Origin of the sequence: Nocardia sp. MDA0666 (genome assembly GCF_003023875.1) — a bacterium.
In the GTDB taxonomy this organism is placed as follows: Bacteria; Actinomycetota; Actinomycetes; order Mycobacteriales; family Mycobacteriaceae; genus Nocardia; species Nocardia aobensis.
The window spans coordinates 191,607-199,164 of the sequence record NZ_PYHT01000012.1 but is presented as its reverse complement, the minus strand read 5'-3'; the positions used below and the strand labels follow the sequence as shown (position 1 = coordinate 199,164).

Below are 7,558 nucleotides of genomic sequence, written 5' to 3'. Positions count from 1 at the left end.
ACACAGCACACAGCACCGACAATACAAAATATACCTACTTTTTTTATTGATACGGCGACCACCGATTTTTTACTAGCTTCGGCGGAAGCGTGAGATGTGTATAAGAGACAGGCCTTCCTGTGCCGGGTCGAGCGGTCCTGGCGGGCTGATGAAGAGAAAGGTGTTCATTAGTTAAATGCCTTCGCAACCCCCATTTTTGGACACCGGGGTGGGCAAGGTCACCGAAGAAGAAGCCACGCGACAGTTCTCGACCTCGACAACTTTTCGCGCCAGTGGCCCCTGTGGCAGAAGAAGGAGTGCCGGCGAACTCCGCCTCGAGCACCGACGCGCCTCCAGAACCTTTCGAAGGCACCTCGAAAGCACCTCCAGCCGTACACAACCCCAGCTAGATGCGGCCTTCCCCGTGGGCCGCGGGGAGGGAAGCGAAGCATGTCACGGGACTCGGCCCGATACCTCGAAAAGGGGCCGAGCGGCGTGCGCTCGGCCCCTTTCGGGTCCTGTCCCTCCGGGGGCAGTCAGGGTGTCAGTGTGATGCGGTGAGGGGCAGCCGCCAGCTCGGCAACTGCTTCTGGGTATTGGGGGCGTGCTGGGTGCCGGGGTGGGCGGTGGCGACCGCGTCGGCGGCGCTGGCGGTATCGGTGTAGCGAGTGCCGGTGAGTGGTCCGCTGGTGATTTCCACGGTGGCGGTGGCCGGGTCGTAGCGGGCGTCGGTGCGCTGGGCGCGGTACACGGTGAACACCGGCAGCCACGGCGACGAACTGGCGTCGGGGCCGGTGAGGTGGCGGGTGGCTTCGGCGGTGACGGCCAGCCACAGCTCGAGACTGTCGGGGGCCTGGTTGGAGGCAGCGAACACATCGTGCAGTGCCGCCGCGAGAGCGGCTGGAGCGCAGGCGGTGTCGTTCATGACCGTAACGGTCCTTTCTCGAAAAGACGGTGTCTGTAGGTCGAACAGGTGACACGCGATGCACCGGAAACGGAACAACGGTCCGCTCCCGGTGCACCGGCAGAGCGGTCAGGAGGTGGCGAGGGCGAACTTCTTGGGCCGGTCGCTGGTGCGCCGCGCGGTGCCGAGGGTGGTGAGTCTGGCCAGCGCGTTGTGCACGGCCCCACTGCTGCGTGCGAGTGCCTTGCCGATCTCGTGCGGGCTGAACTCGTCATCGGGGTGATCGCGCAGGAAGTCCTCCACCTGCCCTCGCAACGCCCCCCGGAGCCAACCGCACCGATCCCTCCTGCTGCGCTCCTACCGGGTCCGGACTGTCGGCCCCGGCATCGGGGGCCGCAGCGGCGGTCTTGCCGCCCACAGGGCCGAATTCGGCACCCGACGGCCCGCCCGTGGGGGTGGGGCAGTCGCTGCCGCCGATGCTGTTGGTGTCGCTGCTGTCAGTGGTGACGGCCGTCCAGCGGTCCGCCGCGCGAGGGTTGTCGGGGTTGCGGTCGCGGCGCGCCACACCGGTGGCGGCCCAGCGCGACAGGATTCGACGCGCGGTCGATCCTGCCATCCCGGTCGCGTCAGCCAACTCGGCCGCGCTGGTCCCCGGGTAATCACCCAGCACCATCCACAGCGACTTCTCGGCATCGGTGCCCAACACCGGGACACCCGTCGTCGGTGTTTCGTCGGCCGGGCCGCCGGACGTGGCGGGGATCGGTGTTGCGCGGCGTGTGGCGGTACAGGTCTTCTTTTGTGTGGACATGACAGTTCCTCCCGGAATGGGGCTCGGTGGATGTTCGGTCATGTCCCGGCCGGGACGGACACCACGCCGCCGGTGACCCTGGCCGGAGTCGCGGCGTCGTTCCACCTATATGGACGCTCCATACCCGCATCAATGTCAAGCGGCCCACGGGAAGAAAAACCTTGCGGCCGAGTACCTTTCAAATTCCGGTCGACAACTGCGAGGCGACTCTCATGTTTCTCCGACACAGCAAAAGGAACGGAATTATCCGCCTACGATAATTTGTCCCATCCTCACCCGTCCGACTCGGATGTCCACGAATAGCTTTTGACAGGCACGCCCGGTACCGACACGGCACAGCAGGTCTCAGATACAAGCCCCGCGCTCGCCGCGGGAGGGCCGCCTCCATGTCGCCCCGTGCCCCCGCCGCGATGTCTTGACCCTGTTGTATGTCATACAGCCTGGACATGTGGCTCGCCGTGAGATACACCGTGACCTGCGTGTATATGTTCGTCTGGGTGGGCCGATCTCAACCGGCCCCCGTATCGGCCCACGAATCGGCCCCCGTATCGGCACTGCCACATCGCAACGATCCAGCCCGAGGCCGAATTCGGCCGGCACCCGGCGCTCGGTCTGGGACCCGATCAGGCGAAAAGCGAGGTCGACAGCGATCAACGCGAGCCCGCACGACCACGCTGCGTCGAGTGACCACACCCTGCAACACCGAGTCCACACGCGCCGCACGGGCCGCCATCACGTACGTGCACTCCTACAGGTACGTGATCCTGGGGGACAACCAACGAGAGAAATCCGCGACCACCAGTGTGTATACCGCCGCAAAGTCGTCCGATTTGATCGGACTACGGATCTGACCACGGAATCGACTCCACACTCACCGCCGCCGTAAGCTGCGACAACGGCGCGCCAGGCTCGCGGGTCCGTCCGGTACTCCGAGCACAGCCAGCGAAGCCTCGACACCACACGCGAGGCACGCGCGGCGCGTCGGAACGGACAGGCACACGATGTTGACACAGCCGTCGAAGGCGACCGTCGGAAGCGCTCAGGGGCCAGCACCACCGCAGCGGATGCGTGTACCACCCGCTGCGCCGGGGTGAAAATCATGTACCTCTGTGTTTTACGGGTATATGATCCCGGGCCGCTGAAGCCCCCACGTACCCACATCTACCAGGCAATACCCTACCCGAGGGTGGGCTGACTTGATCAACCCGCCGAACAACCCCCCGTATAGCCCCCCGCATAGCCCACGGATTCACTCCGCACGACCTTTTTAAGTATGAAAGGGGGACTATTCGCCTCAGAGCGCAGAATTAACGCCCTCGGGACGGGAAGCAGGTGCCTGGAAATAATGCCCGCGCGGAACAAGGGAATTCTACCGGCACAAGAATGTTGACACAATTCAACTTCCGCCCAACACCGACCGCTCGCCCGTACCGGAGCGGGGCAGTAGGGGTCGCCCATATGTGTGCGCCTCCACGGGTGGGGCGGTAAAGACGAATACCCCCACCGAGGAGCGGAAGGGGTATTCGCTATCCCGCATCGTGGCGTCAGTGACGCGGGAATCCTAGATCGGGATGTCCATCCCATGTGATCGCGCCGTCCTTGTTGTAAAAGGCGAGCACGTCACCAATCATTTTCATACCGAGTTCCAATGCCTGTACCGCGTCCACACCCCCGGAGTACTGGTCAACCAGCTTGTCCAGTCCCTCGATCATGAAGGGGCAGAACCACGTATGTGGCTCATCCTGGTGCGGCTGATACGGCAGTCCGATCGAAACGATGACCGGACCCTCACCCTTCCGCAGCTCACGTCGAGCTATAACCGGATGTTTCCAATCTCCCACGCTTGTTCCCTCGTCCCCGTCGGCTGATCTGTCTTCTTCAGGATTTGGCCCGACAAGCATTTCGCATACCACTCGTTCGCCATCTGCCAGCATCGTCGCACCTGCTCCAAGTCGCTTTGCTTCCGGCAGCTCTCACCCCAAACGTGATGGTAGTAGGCATCGCACCACTCCTTGTCCACGTCAGCGCTCGCGCTCGGAGCCACCAGCCCAAGCGTCAGGAGCACCCCCAGCGCCGCGAAGACGAGTGCCCGTATTCTACTGTCGCGCATTGCGTTTCCCCTCTTAATTCCCACCCGCACCGATCGGCGAGCGGTCTACTGCGGCCAGGCGAGAAGGACGCGAGCCAGATTGAGCACGCCTCCGCCAACGCTGCCGCAAGATCATCTGTGTCCAGTGCTCCAGCGCCCAGCCGAGTCTCGATGCGGACGAGGCGATCGAGTTGGACGTCATCGGTCCCGCCTGACGTGCCTTCGGCTGCGGTGATGTTGCGTGGCGCGGCAAGCACGGGCAGACATGGCATCTCAGCTATCGGGTAATTCGAGCAGTGCGCTTCTGGCCTTGATGCGTTCTTTCTGCCCGAGCACCCTGGCCTGCTCACTTACCTGGCACCACAAGCCGTGATACTCGGGCAGGATCGAACGAACGCGAGCCAACGACAGGCCATCCGGGAACACGACACCACCGAGCTCGCACCACAAGGCGTTCACCTGACCGAACCGATCCATGTCGATACCGTCGCCGTCGCCGCCTGCGAACCCCAGGACAGTGATTTGCCCGTCTGTCAATGCCCACTCCGCGCGCTGCTCGCCGACTGTGGTCTTGCCGAAATTGGTCACCTCCGGCTCTCCTCCCATGTCTTGAGTCTTGGTATGCGCCTGCGGAATTCGGCGCTGGACGCGCCGCATGTCGTTTCTCGTCCCCGCGCGCGGTGAGGGGCGAGGTTCACTCGCGGACCCGGGCCGCGCAGCACCTGCACGCCCAGGCCGCACCCGGGGCAGGCGATCTGTAGCAAACGATCCAGATTCACGCCGGAGTCGGCGCAGATGTTCCGCCCGCTCATCTCGTGTTCGCTCTCGCGCAACGCGGTTCACAATCTCGTGCACTGAGTTGTCTCGGAAACACCCCGCGCAACCCGCTCCGGCCAGACCACCGCGAACACGACTACCGCCAACGGAATGCCGACGGCAGCTGCAAGTCCCCACCCCACAGCCGTCATGGCCGAGCGCTGTCGGGGACAAGGTGCTTCGCCTCGATCAACCGCTGTTTCGCCTGCTGCTTGATCGGACAGACACACAGCGCGCAATCGATATGAACCTGCATGACGATATGTGCGAAACCGGTGGTCATCACCGGCACGCGATCGTGATTCATCACCCGATACATTCCGTCTCCCTCGGCTCGTTTCCTCGTCGTATCGAGCGTCCGGATGACGCTGCCAACAACGAGGGGCACACCCGATCCGGCGGCGTCGCCACGGATTTCCCCGAAACGGGATTTGATGAAAATCGTCGCCCGCCAGCGACATCGGCGGGAACCGTTCAGCCGTGGGGTACCGTGGGCGTACCGTAGGCATTTCCCCGTTCAGGCACCGGAAGAGTTGGGGGCGGCGATGATACGTGGGCAGGAATGGACCGGCTTCGAAGCGGCTGCGCTCCAGGAGGCGATGCGTCGGTCGGTCCGGCAGTTCGCAGAACTACTTGGTGTCGAGACGACGACGGTCAGCAACTGGCGTTCGGGCCTGAGCGCGGTTAAACCTCGCTCTGCGGCGCAAGAGATCCTGGACACGACCTATGCGCAACGGGCGACGCCGGAAGACCGTGCACGATTCGAACAGATTGTGGCGGAAGGCGAAGCCGCCTGGAGAAGTCGGCACCCCTCCTCATGTGAGGCCGCTGCGCCGGCGATGGCCGTACGCACCGCGTCTCCCAACAGCATTTGCCGGCCGACGAACGATCATGAGGCCGTCGCATCATTTGACATCGACGCAACTTCGTCACTGATTCGATCGCGAGCGGCTTCGGAGAGGTGCCTTGGGGGCTTTGCCGCCGTCACCGATCTGTTGGCGGGTCAGCGTCAAAGCATCGCACCCGACGCGCTGATCGGCCCGATTGAAGCCCATCGCGACGCCGTAGCCGCCCTGTTCCGCGCTGCGACCGATGACCGTATCAAACACCAGGCCGGGGCATTACTGGGCGAGACATCCGTCGTGGCGAGCCGGGTGTGGAGTGCAATCGGTGACCGAGCGATGGCACTTACGCATTGCGCGTTCGCCCGGAAACTCGCGGACCAGCTCCAAGACAAGAAAATGGGCGGGATCGCACGCATCTTCGAGAGCAACCTACGATCCGATGCTGCGACGTTGATCAGCTCGGATGGCGATGTCGTCGTCGGCCTCCGGATCCTGAAGGAGGCCGCCAACGTCTCTAATCATCTGCCGCCTGCCGCGCGAGCACGAATTGGAGCCGAACAAGCGCAAGCTTACGCAGTGCTGGATCTACGCGACGAATGCGAGGAAGCACTGGTCCGCGCCCAACGCGCTGCTGAGGATATCGATGAGAACGACCGCGCCGGACTATTCAGTGACTGGAACACCACCCGCATCCACGTTTACGTCGGGACCTGCCAACTCCTCCTCGACCGACCGGAACTAGCGATAGCCGCGCTCGAACGAGCGTTGAACTCGCCCGAGATGGACAGCCGCAACGTCGCACTGGCCGCCCGCGTGGACCTCGCCAGCGCCTACTCCTTGTCGGGGGAGTTGGACGAAGGTTGCAGAATTCTCGGCGAGACTTTCGACGAGCTGGCGACAATGGGCAATCATCGCGGAATCGAGCGTGCCCAGCGAGCCATCGAAAGGATGACTCCGTGGCAAAATGAACGACCGGTCCTCGCTTTGAGAGAGCTGGTCGACAGTATCAACGCCTACTGATCGATCCCGACTGCCGACTGGATTGCCTGAGCCAATCGGATCGCTCGCAACACAGCGTCCGGATCCAACTTGTCGACGACTGCATCCGGCGAATGCTCCGACAACTCTTCGCGGGTCAGCCTGTGAGCCACAGCAACAACCCCGAATCCGGCGTGCCGAGCGGTAGCGATATCGTTCGGCGCGTCGCCGACGATGATGGTCCGCGCAGGATCGATCGGATGCCCGTACTTTGCCCGAAACCGGTCCGCGACGAAGGCGGGCAAATCGAACCGGTCTCGGGCGTCTGAGCCGAAAGCGCCGATATCCAGATCCAGATGTGAGTCGAGACCCGCCACCGCGAGTTTGAACTCAGCCGACACCCGCAAGTTTCCGGTGAGCGCAGTCTGTACATATCCCTGCTCTGCCAAGGCAGTGATCGTATGCGCCGCACCCGGATACGCAGCTTGGTCGCGGGCAAGCTCCGCCGCACCGTCCGACATGACATCCATCAGGACGTCGGCGTATCGGCTGAATCCCTCTTCAGCCGCGTCGCTGGTGACTCCAGAGGCGATAGCCGTGTCTACGACAATGGATTGGTCTGTGTAGCCGTGCACACGCGCAGCGGGAAAAACGACGGACGACTCCTCGATGTGATACGTGCGAGCCACCGCTCGCCGTAGCCAACGCAAGTCCGCAGGTATCAATGTCCCGTCAACATCCCAGATAACGAGTCCCGCCTGTGTCTCAGCCATGTCCACGGATTCTTGCAGACAGGGGTCTATTCCGCACCGGGCCGTCAGAGGTGCTGCTGCTGGCCCCGGCGGATCCCCCAGCGTCTTCGAGAAGTACCGCCCGCCAACGACAGGCTAGCCACGTCCCTCTGACCCGTCCATCCGACGTCGGCGCGGTCCGCATCAAATGCAACCCACGTCAGCATGTAAGGAATGCGTATGTGACGGCCAGGCATACCCCTCCACACTCCTTGAGTCCTGGTCTGTGGGTAGGCCGCACCCGCGCGGCGAGCTCGTCGGCCCGGCGCAGCTTTCGCACAATGTCATCCGCGGAATGCTGCTTACGTCCTGCCATGTCCGTCAGTGTCGCTTCCAGCCCCAACCAGG

The 7,558-nt window shown here is 63.3% G+C and carries 8 protein-coding genes; 1 reads left to right on the top strand and 7 read right to left on the bottom strand.

All coding sequences use genetic code 11. The features are described 5' to 3' along the window. Positions 1–523: 523 nt before the first annotated feature. The 6 genes from C8258_RS18760 to C8258_RS32905 form a co-directional block, all read right to left on the bottom strand. Positions 524–904 carry a hypothetical protein gene (locus C8258_RS18760; RefSeq protein WP_106956294.1) on the bottom strand — a complete coding sequence of 127 codons (381 nt, stop codon included), beginning with the start codon at positions 902–904 and terminating at the stop codon, positions 524–526. A gap of 108 nt (positions 905–1,012) precedes the next feature. Next, the gene (locus C8258_RS32660; protein WP_158271281.1) at positions 1,013–1,186 is read right to left on the bottom strand and encodes a hypothetical protein; all 174 of its coding nucleotides are present in this window, start codon (positions 1,184–1,186) and stop codon (positions 1,013–1,015) included. Beyond that, the gene (locus C8258_RS32315) at positions 1,155–1,691 is read right to left on the bottom strand and encodes a helix-turn-helix domain-containing protein (protein WP_146161273.1); all 537 of its coding nucleotides are present in this window, start codon (positions 1,689–1,691) and stop codon (positions 1,155–1,157) included. The genes C8258_RS32660 and C8258_RS32315 overlap by 32 nt, the downstream gene beginning before the upstream one ends. Before the next feature lie 1,544 nt (positions 1,692–3,235). Beyond that, positions 3,236–3,625 (bottom strand): hypothetical protein, encoded by a 390-nt coding sequence (locus C8258_RS32310; protein ID WP_146161272.1) that lies wholly within the window; start codon positions 3,623–3,625, stop codon positions 3,236–3,238. Positions 3,626–4,053: 428 nt separating this feature from the next. After that, positions 4,054–4,368 (bottom strand): hypothetical protein, encoded by a 315-nt coding sequence (locus tag C8258_RS18745; protein ID WP_146161271.1) that lies wholly within the window; start codon positions 4,366–4,368, stop codon positions 4,054–4,056. Positions 4,369–4,744: 376 nt separating this feature from the next. Next, positions 4,745–4,915: a hypothetical protein gene (locus C8258_RS32905; protein WP_199195757.1), complete on the bottom strand. Its 171-nt coding sequence runs from the start codon at positions 4,913–4,915 to the stop codon at positions 4,745–4,747. A 115-nt stretch (positions 4,916–5,030) separates the two neighbouring features. Here C8258_RS32905 and C8258_RS18740 point away from each other — a divergent pair, with 115 nt between their 5' ends. Further along, positions 5,031–6,461, top strand: coding sequence for an XRE family transcriptional regulator (locus tag C8258_RS18740; protein WP_146161270.1), 1,431 nt, complete (start codon positions 5,031–5,033; stop codon positions 6,459–6,461). Here the strand turns inward: C8258_RS18740 and C8258_RS18735 are convergent. Next, positions 6,455–7,192 (bottom strand): HAD family hydrolase, encoded by a 738-nt coding sequence (locus tag C8258_RS18735; RefSeq protein WP_106956319.1) that lies wholly within the window; start codon positions 7,190–7,192, stop codon positions 6,455–6,457. The genes C8258_RS18740 and C8258_RS18735 overlap by 7 nt on opposite strands. Between the last annotated feature and the right edge of the window lie 366 nt (positions 7,193–7,558).